General features: G+C 71.5%; 20 protein-coding genes. 14 read left to right on the top strand and 6 right to left on the bottom strand.

Annotated features, from left to right (window positions below; all coding sequences use genetic code 11):
• From KBX34_RS21220 to KBX34_RS21170, 11 genes are all read left to right on the top strand, one after another.
• Positions 1-1852 (top strand): AbfB domain-containing protein (locus KBX34_RS21220; protein ID WP_210926484.1); only part of this gene is annotated, 1852 nt, incomplete at its 5' end.
• Positions 1853-2347: 495 nt separating this feature from the next.
• Positions 2348-3640 (top strand): cytochrome P450, encoded by a 1293-nt coding sequence (locus KBX34_RS21215; RefSeq protein WP_210926482.1) that lies wholly within the window; start codon positions 2348-2350, stop codon positions 3638-3640.
• A 250-nt stretch (positions 3641-3890) separates the two neighbouring features.
• Positions 3891-4373: a helix-turn-helix transcriptional regulator gene (locus tag KBX34_RS21210; protein WP_210792828.1), complete on the top strand. Its 483-nt coding sequence runs from the start codon at positions 3891-3893 to the stop codon at positions 4371-4373.
• Positions 4374-4626: 253 nt separating this feature from the next.
• Positions 4627-7017 carry a nitrate- and nitrite sensing domain-containing protein gene (locus KBX34_RS21205; RefSeq protein WP_210926480.1) on the top strand — a complete coding sequence of 797 codons (2391 nt, stop codon included), beginning with the start codon at positions 4627-4629 and terminating at the stop codon, positions 7015-7017.
• Positions 7018-7033: 16 nt separating this feature from the next.
• Positions 7034-7438, top strand: coding sequence for a roadblock/LC7 domain-containing protein (locus KBX34_RS21200; protein WP_088947795.1), 405 nt, complete (start codon positions 7034-7036; stop codon positions 7436-7438).
• 53 nt (positions 7439-7491) lie between these two features.
• The gene (locus KBX34_RS21195; RefSeq protein ID WP_210792826.1) at positions 7492-8685 is read left to right on the top strand and encodes an ABC transporter substrate-binding protein; all 1194 of its coding nucleotides are present in this window, start codon (positions 7492-7494) and stop codon (positions 8683-8685) included.
• The gene (locus KBX34_RS21190; protein WP_210926478.1) at positions 8682-9578 is read left to right on the top strand and encodes a branched-chain amino acid ABC transporter permease; all 897 of its coding nucleotides are present in this window, start codon (positions 8682-8684) and stop codon (positions 9576-9578) included. Before KBX34_RS21195 ends, KBX34_RS21190 begins: the two co-directional genes overlap by 4 nt.
• Entirely contained in the window at positions 9575-10594 is a 1020-nt protein-coding gene (locus tag KBX34_RS21185; RefSeq protein WP_210926476.1) for a branched-chain amino acid ABC transporter permease, read from the top strand. Before KBX34_RS21190 ends, KBX34_RS21185 begins: the two co-directional genes overlap by 4 nt.
• Complete coding sequence (locus KBX34_RS21180) at positions 10591-11334, top strand: ABC transporter ATP-binding protein (RefSeq protein WP_088951676.1); 744 nt, start codon at positions 10591-10593, stop codon at positions 11332-11334. The genes KBX34_RS21185 and KBX34_RS21180 overlap by 4 nt, the downstream gene beginning before the upstream one ends.
• On the top strand, positions 11334-12131 hold the full coding sequence (locus KBX34_RS21175) for an ABC transporter ATP-binding protein (protein ID WP_141909064.1): 798 nt from the start codon (positions 11334-11336) through the stop codon (positions 12129-12131). Before KBX34_RS21180 ends, KBX34_RS21175 begins: the two co-directional genes overlap by 1 nt.
• A 7-nt stretch (positions 12132-12138) precedes the next feature.
• A complete protein-coding gene (locus tag KBX34_RS21170; RefSeq protein ID WP_210926474.1) occupies positions 12139-12942 on the top strand; it encodes a bifunctional 2-polyprenyl-6-hydroxyphenol methylase/3-demethylubiquinol 3-O-methyltransferase UbiG in 804 nt (267 codons plus the stop codon).
• 56 nt (positions 12943-12998) lie between these two features.
• Here KBX34_RS21170 and KBX34_RS21165 read toward each other — a convergent pair whose 3' ends face one another.
• From KBX34_RS21165 to KBX34_RS21150, 4 genes are all read right to left on the bottom strand, one after another.
• A complete protein-coding gene (locus KBX34_RS21165) occupies positions 12999-15374 on the bottom strand; it encodes an acylase (protein ID WP_307871456.1) in 2376 nt (791 codons plus the stop codon).
• A gap of 192 nt (positions 15375-15566) precedes the next feature.
• Entirely contained in the window at positions 15567-16508 is a 942-nt protein-coding gene (locus KBX34_RS21160) for a hypothetical protein (RefSeq protein ID WP_210926470.1), read from the bottom strand.
• 257 nt (positions 16509-16765) lie between these two features.
• Positions 16766-17377 (bottom strand): dihydrofolate reductase family protein, encoded by a 612-nt coding sequence (locus KBX34_RS21155; protein WP_210926468.1) that lies wholly within the window; start codon positions 17375-17377, stop codon positions 16766-16768.
• 11 nt (positions 17378-17388) lie between these two features.
• Entirely contained in the window at positions 17389-17967 is a 579-nt protein-coding gene (locus KBX34_RS21150; RefSeq protein ID WP_210926467.1) for a DinB family protein, read from the bottom strand.
• A gap of 168 nt (positions 17968-18135) precedes the next feature.
• Here KBX34_RS21150 and KBX34_RS21145 point away from each other — a divergent pair, with 168 nt between their 5' ends.
• The 3 genes from KBX34_RS21145 (at position 18136) to KBX34_RS21135 (ending at position 20599) form a co-directional block, all read left to right on the top strand.
• Positions 18136-18603, top strand: coding sequence for a MarR family winged helix-turn-helix transcriptional regulator (locus KBX34_RS21145; protein ID WP_210926465.1), 468 nt, complete (start codon positions 18136-18138; stop codon positions 18601-18603).
• 191 nt (positions 18604-18794) lie between these two features.
• A complete protein-coding gene (locus KBX34_RS21140) occupies positions 18795-19775 on the top strand; it encodes an ATP-binding cassette domain-containing protein (RefSeq protein WP_210926464.1) in 981 nt (326 codons plus the stop codon).
• Positions 19772-20599, top strand: a complete 828-nt coding sequence (locus KBX34_RS21135) for an ABC transporter permease (protein ID WP_210792815.1) — start codon at positions 19772-19774, stop codon at positions 20597-20599. Before KBX34_RS21140 ends, KBX34_RS21135 begins: the two co-directional genes overlap by 4 nt.
• A 96-nt stretch (positions 20600-20695) precedes the next feature.
• On the opposite strand, the gene KBX34_RS21130 is transcribed toward KBX34_RS21135, so the two are convergent.
• Entirely contained in the window at positions 20696-21340 is a 645-nt protein-coding gene (locus KBX34_RS21130) for a dihydrofolate reductase family protein (protein ID WP_210926463.1), read from the bottom strand.
• A gap of 92 nt (positions 21341-21432) precedes the next feature.
• Complete coding sequence (locus tag KBX34_RS21125; protein ID WP_210926462.1) at positions 21433-24660, bottom strand: BTAD domain-containing putative transcriptional regulator; 3228 nt, start codon at positions 24658-24660, stop codon at positions 21433-21435.
• Positions 24661-24678: the final 18 nt, after the last annotated feature.

The following is a 24678-nucleotide window of genomic DNA, read 5'->3' as shown; positions in this document are numbered from 1 at the left end:
CTTCGACGTGACCCCCCAGCTCACCACCGGGGCGAACGAGATCGTCGTCAAGGTCTGGGACCCCACCGACACCCGACAGAACGGCAGCCTGCCCGCCATCGGCAAGCAGACCAAGACACCCGGCGGGATCTTCTACACCCCCAGCTCCGGCATCTGGCAGACGGTGTGGATGGAGCCGGTGCCCATCGCCTCCATCAGCAGCGTGGACGTCTACCCGAACCTGAGCACCAACACGTTGCGGGTGCGGGTCTTCACCCGTGGCGACGTGAGCGGCCACAGCGTGCTCGCCGAGGCGCTGAACGGGAGCACCGTGGTCGGCTCGGCCACCGGCGGCTTCACCGAGTTCAGCGTGCCGGTGCCGAACGCACGCCGGTGGTCGCCCGACGACCCGTTCCTCTACAACCTCCGCGTCACCCTCCGCAACGGCTCAGCTTCCACAGTGGACCGGACAGCGCACTACTTCGGCATGCGGGAGATCACCACGGGCCTGGTGAACGGGGTGCTGCGCCCCAAGCTCAACGGCCAGTTCGTGTTCCAGGTCGGCACCCTCGACCAGGGCTTCTGGCCGGACGGCCTCTACACGGCGCCGACCGACGCCGCGCTCGCCTTTGACCTGCAAAAGCACAAGGACCTGGGCTTCAACATGGTGCGCAAGCACATCAAGGTCGAGCCACAGCGCTGGTTCTACCACGCGGACCGGCTCGGCCTGCTGGTCTGGCAGGACATCCCGTCGCTGACCGCGCAGGACATCAACCCGACCGACGCCCAGCAGGCGCAGTTCGAGGCCGAGGCACGGGAGATCGTCGACGAGCACCGCAGCTCACCCGCAGTGGTCGCGTACACGCCCTACAACGAGGGGTGGGGTGAGCGGTCCCTCGCCGACACCCGGCGGGTCGCGCAGAACATCAAGAACCAGGACCCGACACGTCTGGTCAACCCGCACAGCGGCCACAACTGCTGCCAGTCCCTCGGCAATCCCGGCAACGGCGACATCGACGACTGGCACGTCTACCTCGGGCCCGACTCGCCCGCACCGTCGAGCAGCCGGATCGCCGCACTCGGTGAGTTCGGCGGGCTGGGCCTGCACACGCCGGGCCACGAGTACAGCCCGAGCGGCGGCTTCTTCGCCTACGAGTGGCAGACCAGTTCGAGCGCCCTCACCGATCGGTACGTGGGTCTGGTGCAGGGCAGCCAGAACCTGATGGTCGGCAAGGGGCTCAGCGCCTCGGTCTACACCGAGATCACCGATCTGGAGGGCGAGCTGAACGGCTTCCTGACCTATGACCGGCAGGTGATCAAGATGGATCAGGCGCGGGTCCGCGCCGCCAACACCGCCCTGATCAACGCCTCGAAGACCATCGGCAGCTCGGCGCCGGTGGCCCTGCCGGTCAACACCCGGCGGTCGTTGCAGGTGACGACGCCCGGGTTCACCAACCGCTACCTGCGCCACCAGGACAGCCTGGCCTACACCGAGGTGGTGACCGCCGCGAGCCCCAGCCTGCTCAAGGCCGACGCCACGTACACCATCCGAGCCGGCCTGGCCGATGCCGGCTGCTACTCGTTCGAGTCGGTCAACTTTCCCGGGCAGTACCTGCGCCACCAGAACTCCCGGGTCCGCAACTCGCCGGACGACGGCTCGACGCTCCTGCGTGCCGACGCCACCTGGTGCGCACGGGTGGGGCTGACCGGCTCGGGTGTGTCGCTGGAGTCGTACAACTTCCGGGGCAGGTACCTGCGGCACTACAACTCGGAGGTCTGGCTCAGCAACGGCACCGGCGGCGACGCGTACAACACGCCGACGTTGTGGACCGCCGACAGCACCTGGAACATCGCCAGCCCCTGGGCGCCCTGACCGCTGACCCGGCGGGTCGTCACGCCAGAACATCGCGGGGGTTCCGGCCTGGGCCGGAGCCCCCGCGACGCGTGCGGGCGTCGCCGCTCCCACCGCCGGGCAGGTGGCCCGAGCCCTGCGTCACCTGCCGGTCCGGAGATCGTTTTCCGGTCATGAGGGAGAGCGGCACCGTGATTCCGCCGTCCATCATGGGCGGTCGTCCGCCTCATCCCTTCCTGATGGTCTCGTTGTCGCGCGCAACGGGCATCTCGTCGTGAAATGGGGTCGACCGACGGCAAGGACCCAGGCGCAAGTTGCATCCAGCCGGTTTCAGCCGTCCGTTGCAGCACGCATTATGTCGCGGCATAAATAGACGGTGACCAATCTTGACTTGTGCGGCTACTCAGCGCACCGTAAAGAGCCAGAGGCAGATGCGCGCCATTATCGGCCCAAACTGACCGACCTCAAAAATGGAGGCGCTGCCGGTTTCGCGCCGCGCGCATCAGGAGGCTTTCCATGCGGTTGAATCCGTTCGCCGGGGTCTATCTCACCGATCCGGCAAGCATGTGGCGGCGCATTCTCGACGATCCCGACGGTGTGCACTACGCCGAGGATCTGGGGTTGTGGTTGATCAGCAGGCACGCGGACGTCCGGCGCGCACTCGCCGACGTCGCGACGTTCGGCAACGCCCTCACGCTCGCCCCGGTCTACGAGGTGTGCCCGGAGGCGATGAGCGTGATCATGCAGATCGACGCGCCCCCCACGACGGCCGCTGCCGACCCGCCGGTGCACCCCCGCACCCGTCGGGCCCTACGGGCGGCCTTCGCCAGCACCCCCGAGCGGGTCGAGGTCGAGTACGGCCCGATCATCCGGCGCCGGGTCGACCAGTTGGTGTCCCGGCTCGCCGCCCGCCGGGGCGATCAGGTCGACCTGATCCCGGAATTCGCCAGCGAGCTCCCCCTGCTGGTGGTCCTGGACATCCTCGGGGTGCCCGACGGCGACATCGGGCGGATCCGGAGCTGGGCGGACGGCCAGATCGCGCTCATCTGGGGGCAACCGGAGCCTGCGGAGCAGGTGCGCCTGGCGCAGGATCTGCTGGAGTTCTGGCACTACTGCGAGGAGCTTGTCCGCCAACGGGTGGACAGTGGACACCAGGGCGACGACTTCATCAGCCGCGCCCTGGCATACCGGGACGACGACGACGCGGTCCTGACCGTGCCCGAGGTCGCGAGCCTGGCCTTCAACCTCCTCGTCGCCGGCCACGAGACCACCGCCGGGTTGCTCGCCCACGCCCTCGACCAGGCGCTGTCCAGTCCGCGGCACTGGTCGGAGCTCACCACCGACCCGGGGGCCGTCTCCGCGTTCGTTGGCGAGACCCTGCGCTTCGCGCCCGCCATCGACGGCTGGCTGCGGGTGACCAACCGGGACGTCACACTGGGAACGGTGACCATCCCCGCCGGGGCACGCTGCCTGCTGCTGATCGGGGCGGCGAACCGCGACCCCGCGGTCTTCGCCCACCCGGACCAGTTTCATCCACATCGGGCGGACGTGGGCAATCACCTGTCGTTCGGCCACGGCCCGCATTTCTGCATAGGCGCGGGATTGGCGCGGCTGGAGGCTGAAATCGCAATCACCCGACTCACCGAAGCCATTCCCGGCCTCCGCCTGGCGACTGGGCAACAGCGCTCGTACAAGGCCAATGTCGCGTTTCGCGCCCACCACACGCTGCTCGCCGTAATCGATACCATGGCACCGGCCGACGTTCCGGCGGCGCGAGGTGAGGCGGCCGTCGAAGCGCAGGCCGCCTGACAGTGCCGGTGCGCCAACGGGCCTGCCCGCGCGCGGACGAGTGCGGGAAGGGTAGCCTTCCCGCCCCTGCCCGGCACCGACAAGGGGCCTGACACGCACCCTTTTCTGCTTTGTCCGACGATCCAGGTCGGTGAACGTCTTCACACCCATCGCGTCCTGGGTTAAGAATTGTCCCCTGTGAATGTTCAGCTCATCAGCCAATCTCGATCCGGCTTCCGCTGCTGATTCTCGAAGCCACGAAGGTGAGCGCATGGAGCACACGTCCCCGTCGAGCCCCGCTCCCCCTGCGGCCAGCGAACGGTTCCGATGGGAACTGCGCAACTGCCGCGTCCGACGGGGTCTGACCCAGCGGGCGCTGGCGGATCTGGTGCGGTTCAGCCGGGAGACGGTCGCGGCGGTCGAGTCCGGTCGCCGGTTCGGCAGTCACGAGTTCGCGCTGCGCTGCGACGACGTGCTCGGCACCGACGGCCGACTCGCGGCGCTGTGGCCGCAGGTGGCGGCCGAACAGGCGGCGGCCGACGGCCGCCGAGGCCCCCGCGCCTCACCACCGGTCCGGCCGGACCGGCCGGTGCCCCGTCAGCGTGATCGACGCGACGCGCGCGACCCCGGCGCCGTGGTGGACGCGATCGACGAGCTGCGTGAGCTGATCGGGCAGGTACTCAACGGCCCGTCCGGTCCGGACGACGCACAGCGGCCGCAGCCGCCGGCCGACCCCCGCGACGACCAGCGCTGACCCCACGATCCCGGCTCGGTCTCAGGGCGTCACCGGCCGCTGACGTTGGGTACAGATGCTGGTACGGCCAGTTTGTACCACGGCCAGGTCTGGCCTACGAGCGCGGCTTCCGGCCGAATGGGACTTGCATTCGGCAACGTGCGGATAGACCGTCATCGACGAGTCGTGGGAGTCAATCTTGGCGTCGAGCACCCGGTCCCACGCGGCCAGACCCTACCCGACCCGGCGACGCGGTTGGAAGATCGCCGGCCGGATGCGCCTCATCGTCGCGGCACCGCTCGTCGCCGTGATCGGCTTCGCCGGTCTCGCGCTGACCGAGAGCGCACGCCAGACAGCCCGGGCCAGCGACCTGGGGGTCCTGGCCCAGGTCGGCGCCGAGGCCGGTGACCTCGCCTACCGCCTGCAACGCGAACGCATCGCCGCCGCCGACCTGCTCACCTACGGCGGGCCAGAGCAGCAGGACGCCTTCGGTGCGGAGATGGCCACCACCGACGACGCTGTCACGCGCTACCGGAGGCAGCGAGACCGGCTGTCCGCCGACGCCGAGGCCAACCGGGCTCTCCTGCGCCGCATCGACGCGGCCCTGGGCAGCCTCGCCCCGCTGCGCACCCAGGTACGCACGGCGACGCACGCCTCGGTGTCGGCGATGACCTTCAGCTACCGCATCGCCATCGCCGATTTGATCAACTTCCGGGAGACCGTCTCGCACGGCGTGGTGGACGCCCGGCTCGCCGACGGGATCCGGGCGTCGGCGGCCCTGTCGAAGACGGCCGAGGCGATCGGCCAGCAGCAGGTCGCCGTGCTGCGGGCGGTCGCGGGCGGCGAGCTGACCCCGGCCATGCAGCAGGACATCACCGCCGCCCGCACCAGCTACACCGAGTCGAGCCTGTCGTTCCTGGCCCTGGCCCCGGCCGAGTGGAGCCTCTGGTGGGAGCAGGCCGGCACCGGCAAGGAGGCGCTCGCCCTGCAACGGATGCAGGACGAGGTGTCCCGGGCCCAACCGGGGTCGCGGTTGCAACTGGAGACCGGCGGCTGGGTGTCCACCACCCAGACGCGTGCCGCCCGTCTGGCCGAGCTGCGGGGGCGGGTCGACGCCGCGGTCCGCGACGACGTCCGGGCCGCGCACACCGACCAGCGCCGTCGGGCCGTCGCCGAGGCGGTCGGCGTCCTCCTGGCGCTCGTCCTCACCGCGCTGGTGACCTGGGCCGTCGCCCGACAGATCACCCGGCGGCTGCGTCGCCTGCGGGACGCCGCGAACGCGGTGGCGTTCGAACAGCTCCCCGCCGTGGTGGCCCAGCTCCAGCAGCCGGGCAGCGCCGCCGTCGACCCGGACAAACTGGCCCGCCAGCAGTCCAGCGCCGCCCTCGAACCGTCCATCGGCGACGAGATCGGCGAGCTGGGCCAGGCGTTCAGCGCCGTGCACCAGGCCGCTGTGCGGACCGCCGCCGAGCAGGCCGTCATGCGCGCCAACACCGCCGACATCTTCATCCACCTGAGCCGCCGCGAACAGCGGCTCGTCGATGCCGTCCTGGCCCAGGTGGACCTCGTCGAACGGGACGAGACCGACCCCGACCGGCTCCACCAGCTGTACACGCTGGACAACCTGGCGACCCGGATGGGCCGCATCAACGCCAGCCTGCTGGTGCTCGGCGGCGTCGGCGTCGGTCGCGTACGACAACGCGACGTCCCCCTGCAACAGGTGCTCCAGGCGGCGCTGTCCCAGATCGAGCACTACGCGAGGATCCGGCTCGGCATGATCGACGGCGACGTCGCCGTGGCGGCCAAGACCGTCGACGAGGTCGTGCACCTGATCGCCGAACTCATGGACAACGCGACGACGTACTCGCCGCCGGCCAGCGAGACCTGGGTGAGCGGCCGGAGCCTCGGTGACCGCGTCATCATCCAGATCAGTGACGAGGGTGTGGGGCTGTCCCCGCAACGGATGCAGCAGCTCAACGAGCTGTTGGCCCGCCCACCGGCGATCGACGTGGCCGCCGTACGGGCGATGGGGTTGGTCGTCGTGGGTCAGCTCGCGGCCCGGCTGGGCGCCACCGTCCAACTGCGACGCGGCCCCCGACGCGGCATCCTCGCCGAGGCGACGCTGCCCGCGACGATCATCCGGTCTCTGCCACCGGAGGAATACCTGCTCGCACCCGGACGGCTCTCGCGGAGGGCGGCCCGCACGGCCGGTCCCCCGCCGCCCTACCAGCCGCGGCCCGAGCCCACCGCCGGGCGACCCCCGGCCGAGCGGACCCTCCCGGCTGCGCCGGTGTTCCGACCGGCTCCCCCGCCCCCGGACCGGGGTGACGCGCCCACCGAGGAGCTCCTCATCTTCGAACAGGTCAACCACTGGTTCCAGAGCGACGTCGCCGAGGGCCACGACGGCCAGGAATGGTCCGGCCCGGCCGACGACGCCTGGCGCACGGCTGCCCAGGCGCACACCCCCGAGGTCGCCACCACCACCAACTCCGGCCTGCCCAAACGGCAACCGCAACGGCAACTCGTCCCCGGCGGCGTGACCGTCCCCCAGCAGCAGCAACGGTCCGAGTACCGCGATCCGGCCCAGGTGGCGACGGCGATGGCCGCGTACGCGCGGGGTGTGGCGAACCGCCGGCGCACCCCGATCAACCTCGGCAACAAATGACGCGACAGGAGAGCACGTGACCGACCAACAGGATCTCGGCTGGCTGCTGGACACCTTCGCCGCGCGGGCGACCGAGGTCAGCCACGCGATCGCCATCTCCAGCGACGGTCTGATGGTGGCCGCCACCCGCGACCTGCCGCCGGACCGGGCAGACCAGTTGGCCGCGACGGGTAGCGGGCTCGTCAGCCTGCTGCGGGGCGCGGCAGCCTTCTTCGACGCCGGCGCGGTGATCTCCAACGTCACGCAGCTCGAGGGCGGCTTCATGTTCTCGATGGCCTTCAACGATGGCGCCTCGTTGCTGGTGCTCGCCGCACCCGAGTGTGACGTGGGCAAGGTCTCCTACGAGATGACCGAGCTGGCCAACCGCATCGGGGACGCCCTGACCCCCGCGGCCCGAGCGGCACTCGCCCGCAGCCGCTGACCACCCCGGCGCCCCCACGCCGGAGACCCCTTCCCCTTCCTCTGGAGTCAGACATGCCTCTCACCACGCCTTGGCGCAGCCGTGCCCTCACCGCCGCGCTGCTCGCGGCCGCGCTGACCACCAGCACGGCCTGCGGCAACGACGCGCCGGGCACCAGCGCCAGCGGCTCGATAAAGATCGGCCTGCTCGCCTCGTTGTCCGGGACGTACCAGGCGGTCGGCACGGAGATCCGCGACGGCTTCCAGCTCTACCTGGACACCCACGATGGCAAACTCGGCGGTCGACAGGTCGACCTCGTCATCGCCGACGAGGGCAACGGCGCCCAGACCGCAGTCCCGGCGGCGACCAAACTGCTCAAACAGGACCGGGTGTCCGCGCTCACCGGCATCGTCGGTGGAGGCTCCGTCGCCGGGGTCACACCCCTGCTCGACGAGACGAAGGTGCCACTCGTCGGTTCCAACGGGCGACCGGAACTCAAGGACGTCTCCCGGGTCTGGCACACCTCGTACCTCTCCGACGAGCCCGGGGCTGCGATCGCCCAACACGTCCGCGACAACGTGAAGGGCTCCGTCTACGCGATCGGGCCGGACTACCAGGGCGGCTGGGACGAGCTGCGGGGGTTCACCGACGCATTCGGGAAGATCGGTGGGAAGCTCGCGAACTCCGACGGCAAGACGACCTTCACCCCGTTCCCGGCCACCACCAACTTCACCCCGTACTTCGCCCGGATCAAGGCCTCCGGCGCGGCAGCCGTCTACACGTTCTACGCCGGCAGCGCCGCTGTCGACTTCGTCAAGCAGTACGCGCAGTCCGAGATCAAGGACGTCCCGCTGTACGCGGCCGGGTTCCTCACCGAGGGCGGCGTGCTCAACGCGCAGGGCGAGGCAGCCCGGGACATCTTCTCCGTGCTGAACTACTCGCCGGACCTCGACAACGCGGAGAACCGCGCCTTCGTGGCGGCGTGGAAGGCCAAGCACGACGGTTCACCGACGACCTACGCGCTCGCCTCGTACGACGCGGCGGCGGTGCTGGACCGGGCGATCGGCGCCGCCGGGAGCGACCCGACTCCGGAGGCCATCAACACGGCCATCGGCCAGCTCGGCCAGATCGCCAGCCCGCGCGGCACCTGGCAGTTCTCCACCACCACGCACTCCCCCGTGCAGAAGTGGTATCTGCGGCAGGTCCGCCAGGACGGGCGGGCGCTGTCCAACACCGTCGTGGGTGACCTCGCGACCGTCGGCCGATGATGGTGGTGGCGGCCGGCACCAGCCGGATCGATCCGTACCTGATACCGGCGCTGGACGGGGTCGCCTACGGGCTGCTCGTGTTCGTCGCCGCGTCGGGCCTGGTCTTCTGTTTCGGCGTCGCCAACATCCTCAACCTGGCGCACGGCATGCTCTACGCGATCGGCGGCTACACCGCCGCGGCGCTGCTCGACGGCGGCTGGGCGAGTCTGGCGCTGGCGCTGACGGTCGGTGTGCTGGCCGCCGCCGCGGCGGGTGTGCTCCTGGCCGGCCTGCTCGCACCGGTCGCCGCCGGTAACCATCTGAGCCAGGCGCTGCTGACGTTCGGTGTGGCGCTGGCCGGCGGCAGCCTGCTCGTCGCCGGCTTCGGTCCCGACGATCCGCAGGTCCTGGTGCCCGCAGCCCTGGAGGGGTCGGTGGTGGTCGCCGGTCACCGCTACGCCGCGTACCGGTTGGTCTTCATCGTCGTCGCCGCGGTGATCGCCGCCGCGCTCTACCTCGTCATGCGACGCACCAGGGCAGGCATGCTGGTCCGGGCGGCCGTCGACGACCCCGAGATGGTCGCCTGTCTGGGCGTGAGTCCCGCGCGGATCCGCGCCGGCGTGCTCGCCGCCGCCGGCGCGCTCGCCGGTGCGGCCGGCGTGCTGGGCGCGCCGATCATCGGCCCCGGCACGGACACCGCCGACACGGTGCTGCTGCTGTCCCTGGTGGTCGTCGTCCTCGGCGGGCTCGGGTCGATGGGCGGCACCCTGCTGGCCGCTCTCGCTATCGGCGAGATCCAGACGCTGGGAGTGGCGCTGCTGCCGTCCGCCGCACCGTTCCTGCTGTTCGCCGCCATGGCGGCGGTGCTGGCGGTGCGGGCGCGTGGCCTGGCCAGCAGGTGGAGGGCGGCATGAGGGACGAGGTGATCCGGCGCGCGCGGGGCGCTGTGGCGGCCCTCGCCCTGGCCGGCCTGGTCGTGGCGCCGTGGGTGGTCGACGACTACACCACGGCGATCCTCGCCCGGACGCTGGCGCTGGCCCTGGTCGGGGTGAGCGTCGCCCTGCTCACCGGCGTCGCCGGCATGCCCACCCTCGGCCAGACCGCACCGTACGCGGCGGGCGCCTACGCGTGCGCGGTGGTCGGCAGCCGGATCTCCGATGTCGGCGTCGTGCAGCTCGCCGTCGCGGCGGCCGCCGGGGCGGTGCTGGCCGCGCTCACCGTGCCGCTCGTCGTCCACGCCCGAGGGGTGATCGTCCTGATGATCACGCTGGCCATCGGTGAACTCGCCGTCACCGTCCTCGGCCGCTGGCGGTCGGTGACCGGTGGCACTGACGGGTTGGCCGGCATCGCCGCGGTCCGCCCGTTCTGGGGGCTCCCGGTCCTGGCCAACGACCAGGCCCGTTACCTGTACGCCCTGGTCGTCGTGACCGTGCTGGTCGGCGCGGTGCTGTTGCTGCTGCGTACCCGGGCGGGGCTGCTGCTGCGGGCCGGCCGGGACGACGAGACGCGGCTGCGGGCCAGCGGTCACCGGGTGCCGCTGTACCTGTCCGGCGCGCACATGGCCGCCGGGGCGATAGCCGGTGCGGCCGGCTCGCTCCTGGTCGTCGCCCAGCAGTACATCTCGCCCGCCGATTTCGGCTTCGACACCTCCGCGCTGCTGCTGCTCGGTGTCGTCATCGGTGGCACCGCCTCGGTCGGCGGCGCCCTGGTGGGCGCGGCGCTGGTCATCGCTGTACGGGACTGGTTGTTCGGGGTGCTGCCCGGCCACGCGCCGCTGGTGCTGGGCGCGCTGTTCGTGGCGACGGTCTACCTGCTGCCCACCGGCACGCACCGGGCACGGGGCCGGCGGCGTCTGCCGAGCGCGCCGGCGACTCAGCCGGACGCGCCACCCGCCCGTGACCAGGCCACAGTCCCGGAGCTGCACCGATGACCGGTCTGCTGAACGTCGAGGAGGTCAGCGTGCGGTACGGCTCGCTGGCCGCGCTGGCCGGCGTGGACCTGTGCATCCACGACGGTCAGCGGCACGCGCTGATCGGCCCCAACGGAGCCGGCAAGACGACACTGCTCAACGTGATCGGCGGGTCCACGAAACCCCAGCGCGGCAGGGTGATCTTCAATGGACGCGACCTCGGTCGGCTCGGCCCGGCGGCCCGGGCCCGACGAGGTATCAACCGCATCCACCAGCGACCCGCCGTCTTTCCGACACTCACCGCGATGGAGAACGTGGTGGTCGCCGCGCTGCCCCGGCTCACACCCCACCGCAGGTGGTGGCCGGGTGGACGCCGGCGCATCGCGCAACACCGGGCGGGCCCGCTGCTGGATCAGATGGGCCTCGCCGACGTCGCGACGGTGCCAGCCGGGCACCTCGCACACGGCCAACGACGCCAGTTGGAGATCGCCATGGCCCTTGCCGGTCGCCCTCGCCTGCTACTCCTCGACGAACCGGCGGCCGGGCTGTCCGCCGTCGAGGTCGGCCGGCTCGTCGAGTTGCTCCAGGCGCTGCCCAGGGCGGTCGCCGTGTTGCTTGTCGAACATCGACTGGACCTGGTGTACGCGCTCTCCGACACCGTCACCGTCCTGCGCGACGGTCGGACGTTGGCCGCCGGCACGCCGGACGAGATCCGCACCTCGCCGCTGGTGCGGCAGGCGTACGCCGACGGGGTGGCCTGATGCTGTCGGTGGATCGCCTGTGCGCCGGCTACGCCGGGGGGATCGTGCTGCACGAGGTCAGCCTGCGGGTCCGCCCGGGCAGCATCCAGGCCGTGGTGGGTCGCAACGGCGCGGGCAAGAGCACGCTCGTGCACACGATCGCCGGGCTGGTGCGAGCCTCCAGTGGTCGCATCGAGATCGGCGGTGTGCACGTGGCCGGTCGGCAACCGCATCGCATCGCCCAGTCCGGCGTCGGTCTCGTCCCGCAGGGCCGGCGGGTCTTCTCCCGGTTGACCGTGGCCGAGCACCTGCACCTGGCGGCCGCGCCGTGGCGGGCACCCGTCTCCGGTGGCGAGGGCTGGACGGTGGCTCGGACCCTCGAACTGCTGCCCAGGTTGGCGGCGCGGCTGCGACACCGCGGTTGCGAACTCTCCGGCGGCGAGCAGCAGATGCTGGCGATAGCGCGGGCGCTCCTCGGCCAACCACGGGTGCTGCTGCTCGACGAGCCGTGTGAGGGCCTCTCACCTGATCTGGCGGCGCGGGTCCGTGAGCTGGTCAACGGTCTCGCCGCCGACGGCCTGACCGTGCTGCTCGTGGAACAACAGCTCCAGCACGCGATCGACGTCGCGGACCGGGTGGCGGTGCTGGAGTACGGCCGGGTGGTCTACGACCGTCCGACGGCCGAGGCGCGCGTCGACCCGGCCCCACTGGCGGCGATGTTGAGCGTCGCCGCCGCCCCACCGCCGCCGCCACCCAACCGACCGGCCCCTCGGCTCTGGGCCGACACCCCCACGTCACCCGACCCCTCGGAGAGGTAGACACCCGATGGCAACCGCTACCAGCGATGGCACGTACACGTTCGACAACGGCCAACCGGATGCCGTTCCCCAGATGCAGGCGCTGGAGTCCTTCCTGGACCCGATCACGACGCGTCGACTGGCCCAACCGGTGCTGCGACCGGGAGCGACCTGCTGGGAAGTGGGGGCGGGCGGCGGCTCGATGGCCCGGCGGATCGCCCGCGCGGTCGGCGACGACGGCCGCGTGCTGGCCACCGACATCGACCCCACGCACCTCGCGGCGGAGGGCAACCTGCACGTACGCCGGCACGACGTGCGCACCGAACCGCCACCCGGGGACGCGTTCGACCTGATCCACGCCCGGCTGGTGCTGCTGCACCTCCCCGACCGGCGACGGGTCCTGCGTACGCTCACCGGCGCGCTGGCTCCCGGCGGGTGGCTGGTGGTCGAGGAGTTCGACTGCACCGCGCCGCTGCGGGTGCTGACCGCGCCGACCGACGACGCCGCGAAGCTCTTCGCGCAGGTCATGGACGCCATGATGGGTGTCCTGGCGGACCACGGCGCCGACCTCGGGTGGGCGCAGGACGTGCACACCGAGATGGCCCTCGCCGGTCTGACCGACCTGGACACCATCACCCACTCGCAGAGCTGGGCTGGCGGCTCGACCGGAGCGTCGCTCTACGAGACGAACTCCCGCCAGTTGGAACCGGACCTGCTCGCCGCGGGGTTGTCACCGAACCAGCTGAACGCCTTCCGGCGGCTGGTCCGCGATCCCGGGTTCGCCGTCATGTCGTACCACTTCGTCTCCACGCGGGGTCGCCTGCCGAAATGAGCAACCGCACCGGCCGGGCTCCCCGCCAGGGAGCCCGGCCTCCGCGTGCTCGCGGGTCAGTGGTGGCGGCCCTCCACCACCCGGTAGGTGCGCAGGTTCGGGTCCGCCTTGATCTGCGCCTCGGTGTATTTGATCGTGTCCCAGCCCTTGCCGGAGTAGAGCGCGGTCTGGTCGCCGTACCAGGGTGAGTTCGGGTTGGTCGACTGGGAGTAGGTGAGGATCTGGCGCCCGGACGGCCCGTGCGGGCCCAGCTCCACGGCCATCACGAACGACGAGCCGTGCACCACCTTCGGGTAGCCGACGCCGGGCACCCGGTTGTTGACGATCATGTTGAAGATGCCGGCCTCGGCGCGCCCGCCGTGAATCGGAATACGCCGGTCGCCGCGCTGCTCGGTCTGGACGTCGCCGAGACGCGCGTCGAGCGGGATGCCAGCGAGCCGCTGTACGGCGTCGGCGAGCGCGGTACGTACGCCCGGGTTGGCGGTGTCGAGCCGGCGTGGCGTGTGCACCGGGTCGCTGACGGCGAAGGGCTCCGCGAAGCGCAGCCCGTTGGCCAGGGCGAACTCGGTGAACAGGTGTGCGCCGCGGCTGTCCAGGTCGGCGTGCAGATCCCAGCGGGCCAGTGTCGTGCAGGCGGCGCGCAGGTCGACCGTCGCGCCGTTCGAGGCGGTCCCGGTCGGCTGGGCGGTGCAGAGCGCCACCAGGTCGTCGCGGACCAGTTCGCCGCCGTACACCCGGTTGCCGAAGACGGTCCGCCACAGACGGTCGGTGGTGAACCCGCGGCCGGGTAGCCCGTCGGTGCCGTCGAGGCGCTGCTGCACCTGGTCGAGGCCGAGACGGGTACGCAGGCTGCGGGGGGTGCGTTCGTCGCCGATGATCCGCGCGTAGCCCTCCAACGGGGCCTCGGGGTTGGCGAGCCAGAAGCTGTCGTTGGAGTTGGTGACGTAGTCGGTGCGGAAGCGGACGGGCAGGTTCGCGGGGCCGAGGATCCCGGGCACGGCGGCGTCCGGGTCGGCGCCGAGCGCGCACGCCGACCGGGAGCCGTCCAGGACAGCCTGGCCGCTGCTGGCGTAGAGCGGCTGGAACGGTGCCGGAATGCAGGCGGCGGCGAGGGCGTCGGTCACCCGGGGCACGACCGAGTGGTCGGCGTAGAGCGCCTCGCCCCTGGCGTCGGCGGCGATCACGTTGACCCAGGGCAGGAATTGGTAACGGTCGAGGACGCGCTTGAGGTCCCGGACCGTCTCGGCGCGGCCCATCTGCAGCCAGCCGTCGAAGGCCCGGTTGTTGGTCGCGTTGATGTCGGTGATGGCGTACGCGGTGCTGGCGGTCCAGTCGAAGCTGCCGGGTACCACCACGACCGGCCCGTAGTGGGTGTCGTGGAAGGTCCGGCTGACCGGCACCGTGCCGCCGTTCGGGCCGGCCACCCGCACCGTGACGGTGCGGGTGGTCATCTTCCGTGGTTGACCGTCCACGTAGTAGGAGGTGGGATCGCCGGGAACCAGCGCGAGGCGGTGCCAGACGAACCGGCGAGCGGTGGAGACGGTGTGGCTCCAGGCGAGGGTGCGGTTGTGCCCGATCTCGATGATCGGGTCGCCGATCAGCGCGGCGCCCTCGACGTCGTAGCGACCGGGCACCTTGAGGTGCATGCGGTAGAAGCGTTCCGCGCCCTCCCACGGGAAGTGCGGGTTGGCCAGCACCATGCCGCCCCGGTTGGCGGTCGCCGCCTCGCCCAGCCCGTACGCGTTGCTGCCCACCCCGGCGGGTGCGCCGTCGACCGACGCGAGCACGGCGGCCGCACCGGTCGCGTCCTGGACGGCCGCCGGGCCGGTGGCGGTGGGCGGGGCGGCGGCGACGATCCCGTCGAGCAGCGCCCCTGAGCCGGCCCGGATCATGCTGTCCCAGGTGGTACGCCAGATGTCCAGCTCGGTCAGCGGGCGAACCCACGGCTTGGCCCGGCATGCCGGGTCGGTGAGCCTCGCCGCGCCGGTGCGGCGCAGGTAGGAGTTGTAGCCGGCGACGAATCCGCGAATCTGGTCACGGACGTCGTTGGACGGGGAGTGCACGCCGTCGCGGCGACCGTCGAGCAGCCGCTCCACCGTCCGATCCTCGATGGCCTTGCGGAAGAACAGGTCGCTGCGCACGTTCGCGTCGGTCGGGCCGGTCGCGCCGAAGTAGCGGGAGCGCTCGCCGCTGACCGTGACCGCCTTCTCCGCGATGACGCACAGGTTGTCCTCCGCCTGAACGTACCCGACCCCGAAGCCGAGGTTGGCGTAGCTCGTGGCGGTGATGTGCGGGACGCCGTACGACGCGCGTCGGATCTCGGCCGAGTAGCCCCGGTCGCGCTGGTGCGCGCCGGCCGGGGGCCCGCTCAGGCCCACCAGGACCAGGCCCAGGACCACCCCCGCCGCGCCGAGGCGTGCTGATGCTGTCACCGGTTCTCCCCCCGTCGCCCCCGGGCGCCGCTGCCCGAGGGACATTCACGTTGGTCGCCATTCTCGTCACTGCCGTGCCATCTCGTACACCCCCGGCGCGCCGACCGCGCGCCGAGCTGCGGCCAGCGGCCGTCCGCCGCGAGGTCGCACGGGCTCGGCCGCCTCAGCTAGCCGACTCAGCCGGGCCCTCACTCATCGAGGAAGCGACTCCTGATCGGCCAGGACGATCAGGTCGTCGGCGCGGACCGCCAGCGGCGCCGTCGTCGCGTCGGGCCACACGAGATAGCCCACCGGGGGACCCGACGACCCCCACGTGGCCTCGATGATCGTGGCCAACCCCACGTCGTCCGGATGCCTGCGCAGACGTACCCGGGTGCCCGGCGCGTGTCCGTCGTCGGCGACGATGAGCAGCGCGTCGAGGATCTGCCGGACGCCGGCGACGGGCAGCCCCGGCACGTACGGCTCGCCCGCGTAGCCGATCCGCGGCGTCATCATCGTGCGGAGAAGCGCGGCCTGCCGGATCGCTTCCTGGCGGATCTGCCAGTCCGCGGTGTGCTCGGCGACGGCCAGCGCCGCCTCGATGACCGACCAGAGCGCCAGGGGCTCCCGATCGAGCACCCGGCGGGCCTCGCGGTCGACCTCGGCGCAGGCTGTGTCGAGCGCGGTGTCCTCGCCGAGCTCCGCGATCCAGACGAGATCCCCCACCTCGGGCAGCAGCCCCGGGGACTCGGCCGCGATCACCACGTACACCATCGCGAGCAGTTCCACCCGGCCCTCGCCGTGATAGAGCGCGCCCACCCCGCTGCCGGTACGACCACGGCTGGGCGGGAACCGCTCGACGAGGTGCTGCGCGCGGCCATGAGGCAGGACCGCGGCCCGCCTGGTGTCCGGCACCCGTTCCTCGAACGACCGCCGCTCACGGCGTTCGACGAGCAGTTGGCGATGCGGATCGAACCCGATCGGATAGATCGTCCGCCCGTACGTGGCGAGGATTTCGCCGGGTCGCAGCCCCACCGACTCAAGGTGGCGGGCAGCCACCGAGTAGGCGACACCGGCCTGGGCGGCGTGCTCCCGGATGGCGCGCTTGCGAGCACGTCCCGGGGTGGGGGTCCGCCGTGGTTGGTGATCAGACATGACGCCTCCGGTGCAGCCCCACGCACTCCACCGAGCAGGCGGCATGACCGGCACGCCGGGAGTCGACACAGCGGCGCGGAGTCGGAGACTCTTGGCCCCAGCATGCGGTCGGGCGTGGGCCACCACATCGGGCGCGGGCAGGCGCTCTGCCGCCGCCAGCATATCGCGACTTCGACCACTGGTGCGGCAGCGCAGGCGTCGGTCGGCCTGCACGGCGGAAGTCGAGTCCGCACCGCGGGCCGGCCGACGCCGAGCGGTCACCTCGGGACGTGGAAGCGCAGGTGCGTGACGTGCGGTGATTCGATCACCGCGGTGCGTTCGAGTTCGATGTGGTCGGTGCCGAGGTGGTCGAACAGGCGCGTGCCGGTGCCGAGGAACACCGGCACGAGTTGCACGTGGATCTCGTCCACCAGCCCGGCCCTGACGAACTGTTGTCCTGTGGTGGGCCCGCCCATGATGAGGACGTTCCGGTCGCCTGCTGCCTGTCGCGCCTGGCGCAGCGTGCTGTGGAGGCCGTCGTTCACGAACGTGAAGACGTCGCTCCTCATCCGCAACGGGTCGCGCGACTCGTGCGTGACCACGAAGCACGGCACCGGAAACGGAGTGTCCTGCCACAGGTCCACACCGACATCGAACGTCCGTTTGCCGATCACCACGGCGCCGGTCGTGGCATGACGCTCTCGTACCTGCGCGGCGTCGACCCCGACCGGGGTGACGCCGTCAGCCGCAACAGCGCGATCCCCGTCGGCCTGGAACAGCCACTCGTGCAGCCGCTCGCCGCCTCTGCCCATCGGTTGTCCGGCGGTGACCTCAGGGCCGGCGGCGAAGCCGTCCAACGACACGCTCATGCTCAACACCGTGCGGCCCATCGGTTCCCTCCTCAACGTTGAAGCTGCGCCATCTTGGAACCGACCCCGCCGTCCTGCCAGCGGTAGAGGTCGCGCAGCAGGGAAATCTCGGCGCCGTGATGGATCAGCTCCCTGTTGACGTGCAGGACGATGCCCTCCATCGGAAACCGTTCGGGACCCACGGTGGGCGGATTCTCCAGGTCGGCGTCCGAGAGCTCGCGGACCCCCGCGTTCCATCTCCCGTACATCTCATCGAGCTGTTTCAGCGCCTCGTCAGCGGTCCCCGCGTAGGCGAATGTCCGGGAGTCCACATCCTGGCCGCCGAAGTGCCATCCGACCCGATAACCCAGGCAGGAGACGATGATGTGCGCCAGCCGCCAGGCAATCGTGGTCACCGGCGCCGGGACCGGGTCAGGGGACGCGGAGTCCATCGCCCATTCCCCCGAACCTGCCGACATCGGCGTGGCCGACGTGCCACGTGGACGGATGCTCCAGCAGTCACGCACCGGCTCCCAGAAGTACTCCTCATCGGCAAGACCGTGCAGCCGCGGCCGCAGGTTCTTCTGCCAGTGCCGGTCCAGCTGGTCCGCGATTCGCTCGCTTCTTGTCACTTCCGCAACCTACACACAACGGAGACCGGGCTACGACCCTCGCGAACCCCGTCGCCGGCCCGTCTGCGCCGTAGCGGCTCGTGCACGGGGACAGCCGGGTGACCTCATTGACCTCAACATGACTTGAGGTTTTAGGGTCGCTCAGTCGAACACTCCCAGGAGGCACCCGTGGCAACCCAGCGCCTGTCCGACGCCGAACTCGCGACGCAGCCCGCCGCGTACTGGACCGGCGTGGCCTACGAGGCCCTCATCGCCTTCACGCGGGCTCGCCACGCCGAGTTCGGCTTCACCCAGCCCCAGTTCTGGTTGCTCCGCAACCTGTCGGGCAACGACATCTCACCCGACGGGCACGGCATGACCATCGCCGAGCTTGAATCGGCCATGAGCACCTACCTGAGGTCCGAGGACGATCTGGAGGCCGAGGCCGACGTTCTGCTGGATCGGGGTTGGCTCACCCGGGACGACCACGAGCGACTGTGGATCACCGAGGCGGGTGAGGCGGCCCGCGTCGACCTCAAGCAGCATGCTCCGGCGATCCGCGCCCGCATCCATCAGGGAATCGACGACGCCGACTACGTGACGGCACTGAAGGTGCTCCGGCAGATGATCCGGAACACGGACGGCCCGGCGGTCTGACCAGGCCCGGTGCGCACGCGGCTTGATCGACTCGGTTTTGCTGATGTCGGGGCGTCGCGGGCGTGTGGATACCGCGCCTTTGCGAAAGTCGAGTCGATCACTGCCCTCGCCGTGACCGCTCGCAGCGCCCGTGTCAGCCGGTGTCGGTGGCTTGTCAGGGCGGTGTCAGCCGACCCGCGCAGGCTGCACGCATGACAGCTGACCTGGTGATCGAGGCCGAGGGCCTCGTGAAGAACTTCGGGAAGACGAGGGCGCTGCAGGGCGTGGACCTCACCGTTCCCCGCGGGACGGTGCTCGGGGTGCTCGGCCCCAACGGCGCCGGCAAGACCACCGCCGTGCGCATCCTCTCCACCCTGCTGACCCCGGACGGCGGGACCGCCCGAATCGGCGGTTTCGACGTGGTACGGGACGCCGAGCGCGTCCGGCAGAGCATCGGCCTCACCGGCCAGTACGCCTCGGTCGACGAGGACCTGACCGGGCGGCAGAACCTGGAACTGTTCGGCACCCTGCTGGAGCTGGGGCGCACAGGCGCCCGGCGGCGGGCCGCCGAACTGCTCGACTGGTTCGACCTGACCGACGCCGCGAACCGGCAGGCCAAGACCTACTCCGGTGGCATGCGGCGGCGGCTGGACCTGGCCGCCAGCCTGGTCGGCTCTCCCGACGTGATCTTCCTGGACGAGCCGACGACAGGGCTCGACCCGGCCAAGCGCGAGGACATGTGGGACGTGGTCCGCTCGCTGGTCGGCAACGGCTCGACGGTCCTGCTCACCACCCAGTACCTGGAGGAGGCCGACGCGCTCGCCGATGCGATCACGGTGATCGACCACGGCCGGGTCATCGCGCACGACACCCCCGAAGGGCTCAAGCGGGTGGTCGGCGGGCAGACCCTGGAGGTCCGGCCGTCCGACTCGGCGCAGCTGGCCCGCACCGCGGCGATCCTGACCCAGGTCGGCTCCGGCGCGCAGGCCGACGAGATCCGCAAGGGCGTGCTCGCGGTGTCGGTCACCGACGACGCGGCCCTGACCGAGAGCGTCGCGCGCTTCGCCGCCGCCGGCATCGCGGTCACCGAACTCTCCCTGCACCTGCCGAGCCTCGACGAGGTGTTCTTCACCCTCACCGGGCGTACGGCATCCGACGACGACACCACCCGCCCCACGGAGGTCGCGGCATGAGCACTCTGATCGACACGGCACCCACGAGAAGCCGCGCGCTCTCGACAACGACCCCGAACCCCCGCCCGTTCCGGCTGGTCCGGCACTCGTTGGCGCTGGCCAAGCGCAGCCTCATCAAGACCTGGCGCACGCCCGAGGCGCTCATCGACGTCACGCTGCAACCGGTGCTGTTCCTCATCATCTTCGTGTACATCTTCGGCGGCGCGGTCGCCGGATCGACCCACGACTACCTGCAGTTCCTGCTGCCCGGCATCCTGGCGCAGACCATCGCCACCGGTGCCATCGCGATCGGCGTCAACCTCAACACCGACATCGCCAAGGGCATCTTCGACCGGTTCCGGTCCCTGCCGATCCCCCGCTCCGCACCACTGGTCGGTGCGGTCCTCGGCGACGTCGTCCGGTACGTGATCGTCACGGTCTCGACCCTCGCGATCGGCTACGTGATGGGTTTCCGGATCGACACAGACCCGTTCCGGGCGATCGCCGGGTGTCTGCTCGCGGTGCTGTTCGCGCTCTGCCTGAGCTGGCTGCCGGTGCTGGTATCGATGAAGGTGCGCACCCCGGGTGCCGTACAGGGTCTGATGTTCGCGCTGATCATGCCGCTGAGCTTCGCGTCGAACGTGTTCGTCGGCGCCGACACGCTGCCGGGCTGGATGCAGGCGTTCGTGGACGTCAACCCGATGACCCACCTGGTGGCGTCGGTACGCGGACTGTTCCTCGGCACGCCGGTCGGCAACCACGTCTGGTGGACGCTCGCCTGGTGCGCCGGCTTCGTCGCGGTGTTCATGCCGCTGGCGCTGCGCGCGTACCGCAAGAAGATCTGACCTGGTCACGGCGTCGGCACCTCGACCTGCCGACGCCGTGGCCGAATGCTGGCCCGGCTGGATGCAACGCCGACGGCAGCAACACCCCGGACGGCGTCAGTCGTCGCGCCCGACACCACGATCGGGCGCGGACATGTCGCCCGTCCGGGGTGTGCCGTCGGCGATCCCGTAGCGCAGGTGAACGGTGCCCTTCGGACTCGCGACCGGCGGTTCGAGGAGCGTCACGTTGGTGGGCACCGCGCCACCGTCGAACACCTTCTTTCCGACGCCGAGCACGATCGGGTGCACCCAGAGGTCGAGTCGGTCGAAGAGTTGCTCGCGCAGCAGGGTCTGCACCAGGTTCAGGCTGCCGACGACCTTGATGTGCTGGTGCCGGTCACGGATCTCGCGCACCGCGCCCGCCAGATCCGGGCCGAGCTGTGTGGAGCCTTCCCAGGAGAGGTCGGGTGCGCCCCGGGAGGCCACGTACTTGGGGATGCGGTTGAAGAGGCTGGCGATGGCGTTGTCCTCGCCGCCCTCCTGGTGCGGCCAGTAGGCGGCGAAGATGTCGTAGGTCCGCCGACCGAGCAGCAGGGCGTCCGTGCCCTCGTACGCGGCGGCGACCTGCGCCCCGGCGACCTCGTCGAGCAGGGGCGCCTGCCAACCGCCGAACGCGAACCCCTCCGGGTCCTCCTCGGGGCCGCCAGGCGACTGCCCGACCAGGTCGAGGGTGGCGAACAGCTCGATGTGGATGAGGCCCATGCCCTGCTCCCGATGATTTCGTCGGCCGGCCGGAAGGTGGACCAGCGGCTCACCAGCACACCGGTCCGGGACGCCGCACCGTCACTTCCCGCTCACGATAGACCAGGGTCCGCGCCCAGCTGCGACTTCGACACAGGCCCTTGGGCGAGCAGTTCGTCCATCAGCTCGCGGACCCGGGCGACGGTCGCGGAGACCGACCGACCGCGCCACACGGCCACCAACGACTCGCGTTGCTCCTCGTCCCCGAGGGCGGCGTTGAGTCGTTCGGCGTCGCCGGGTGGGAAGAACGTCCCGGCGTGGGTGCCGATGCGTGTCGCGAGCGCGAACAACTCGCGAGCCGCCGCCACGTCGCCCCGGTGCGCGGCGAGTTCGGCGCCGCCCTGCGCCCATGCCCCGATGACCGGCAGGTCCCGTGAGGAGAGCGCCTCGTCGCTGGCGAGGGTCAGTGCGGCGGCCGCACGCGCGTCGGCGTTCTCTCCCGGCACCGGTCGCACCTGCGCCACCCGCAGGTGCAGGACCGCCACCGCGACCCGGAGCATGGCGCGGGGCTGCGGCGGCGGGCCGGTCCAGCCGGCCAGGATGCGGATCACCCCGTCGCCGTACGCCCGGGCCTCGTCGTACCGCTCGCGCTGCCACGCCACGTGGGCCAGCCCGAGGCACGCTACCGCAGCGTCCACGGCCTCGGCCTCGCCCGGCGCCGCCGTCTCGACCAGTCGCCGCTCGGCGTCCGGGTCGCCGGCCAGGGCGAGCTGCACGTCCAGCCGCACCCGGATGGACCGGGCATCCTGCGTGGCACCGATCAGCTCCATGTGGCGGACGCTGCGCGCCAGCCACTCGGCGGACCGCGCACCCTCGCCCGGCACCAGGAACTGCCCGACGGCACCCGCCGCCATCGCCATTCCCCACTGGTCACCGGCCACCTCGAAACGACGGTAGGCCTGCTCGGCGTCGACGACCGACGCCTCGTACATGCCACCGTTCTCCCGGACCGCGGCGCGGGCGAACAGGCCGAGCCCCTGCACGTACGGGTCGGGATGCCCGACCATGCCGACGGTGCCCTGCATGCTCTCCTCCGGGTCGACGGCGTCGAACAGGGGTAGCGCAGTCGCGATAACGGTCAACCGGGACGACACCTCGTCCGGCCGTTCGGCGAGGACTGTCCGAAGTGCCCGACGGGCGAGCACGGCGAGCCGGAGGTCGCCGCTGATGCCGGCGTTGACCCCGATCAACAGGCACATCCAGGCCAGCCGGTCGGCGTTGGGCAGCGGTCTGCCACTGCGACGACCCTTGGTGATCGCGGAGTGGAGCCGTCGCTTCGGGTCCTCGACGTGCAGCAGACCCGCCGCCCACCCGGACACCTCCAGGTGCAGTCCGCGAACCGCCCAGAGGTGGAACAGCGCGGTGGCGATCTCGACGGCGGCCGGCTCGTCGTCCTGCCCGAGTGCCCAGCGCAGACCCGCGAGCAGGTTGTCCTGCTCGTCGGCGCAGCGGGTGAGCGCGTCGATCTGGCCAGGGCCGACGAACTGGTCGGCGAGCGCGACCGCCTGCTCCCGCGCCCACTCGACCAGGCCGTCCATGGCCAGACCCCGTGCACCCACCGCGTCGAGGCGGGCTTCGCCGTACTCACGGACCGTTTCGAGCATGCGGTAGCGCGGTGGACCGTCCCCCTCGACCAGGGTCAACAGGGACTGTTCCACGAGTGTCGCCAGGCCACGACGGACGTCCGGGGTCTGGGCGACCGCCGCGGCGAGGTCCGCGGTGAACGGCGCGGGGACGACCGCGACCCGCTGGAGCAGGTCACGGTCGTCCTCGGCGAGCAACTCCCTGCTCCAGTCGACCATCGCCCACAGGCTCGCGTGCCGCTCCGGCAGGCCACGCAGGGCGTCGTCGAGCAGCGCGAAGCGGTCGCTCAGACCGGCGAGGACGTCGTCGATCGGCATGCTTCGCAGTCGCGCGGCGGCGAGTTCGAGTGCCAGCGGCAGGTTGTCGAGCCGGTGGCACAGTGCGAGTGCCCGCGTCGTGTCCCAGGTGGGCACCGCGCCACCGGCCCTCGCCCGGGTCTCGATCAGGGCGAGCGCGTCGCTGTCCGGCAGGGCGGTCAGCCGGTGGACCAGTTCGCCGGCGAGGCCCAGCGGTGCCCGGCTCGTCGCGAGCACGGTGACCTCGGGCGAGGTCACCGCGACCAGGTCCGCGACGACGGTGGCCACCGCGTCGAGGACGTGTTCGCAGTTGTCCAGCACCACCAACCCGTCGAGGTCGGGTGCCACGGCGCGAAGCCGTTCCTCGGGGCTGAGCACCCGCCGCTCCAGGCCCAGGTTGCCGCCGGTCGCCGAGGTGTCCGCGCCCCCGAGGGCCGCGAGCACCGTGGGCAGCACCTCGTCGGACGAGCGCAGGCCGGCCAGTTCGATCACGCGTACCGACCGTCCGGCCGCCGCCGTGCGACGCGTCACCTCGGCGGCGAGACGGGTCTTGCCCGCGCCGCCGGCTGCCACGATCGTCACCAGAGGCGCGTCGGCGAGCCCTTCCACCACGGCCGCGACGTCGCGTTCCCTGCCGACGAGGGCGGTCATCGGCCGGCGCCACGCGGCGGGCAGGGCGATCCGCATCGGCTGCCGGGGCGAGGGCCCGACGGCCGGGGTGGTCAGCTCGCCGCGCAGCAGCGCCAGGTGGGCCTGTGTGATCACGGGTGACGGGTCGGTGCCGTACCGGTCGGCGAGTTCGGCCCGGAGTCTCTCCACCACCTCCAGCGCCTCCGCCTCCCGCCCCTGAGCGGCGAGGATCCGGACGAGCAGGGCGGCGGACGGCTCGTCCGGCGGTGTGCGCGCGACGAGCCGACCCAGGTCGACCTCGTCGAACGGGCCCGCGCCGGCGAGTGCCGCCTGTGCGCGCAGCGCGGCGACGTCCGCGAACAGGCGGGTGTCCTCTGTGGTGTCGAGTTCGGGGACCTCGGGGAACAGGGCTCGCGCCTGATCGGCAGCGCTGCGGGCGGCACCGGCGTCGCCGGCCTGGAGCGCGGCCCGCGCCCGGTCGACGAGCGCGCGCGCCTCGACCGCGTCGACGGTGATCTCGTCGGCGGGCAGCCGGTATCCGCCCGGCACCGCGACCACGGGCAGACCGAGACGACGTACCCGGGACACGAGCGCCTGGACGGCACCGGTCGCGTCGTCGGGTGGCGCGCCGTCCCACACGGCGTCCATGAGCAGACTCGTCGACACCGCCCGTCCACGCGCGTCGACGAGCGCGCGGATCACCGCGGCGAGCCGTTCACCCCGGACCGGTCGGCCGTCGACGGCGAGTGGGCCGAGGGTCGTGATCTGCACGGAACCAGCATCCCCCAC

This window comes from Micromonospora sp. M61, from assembly GCF_018070245.1.
GTDB lineage: Bacteria > Actinomycetota > Actinomycetes > Mycobacteriales > Micromonosporaceae > Micromonospora > Micromonospora zamorensis.
The sequence above is the reverse complement of the archived record's forward strand: the minus strand, read 5'-3'. Positions and strand labels throughout refer to the sequence as shown.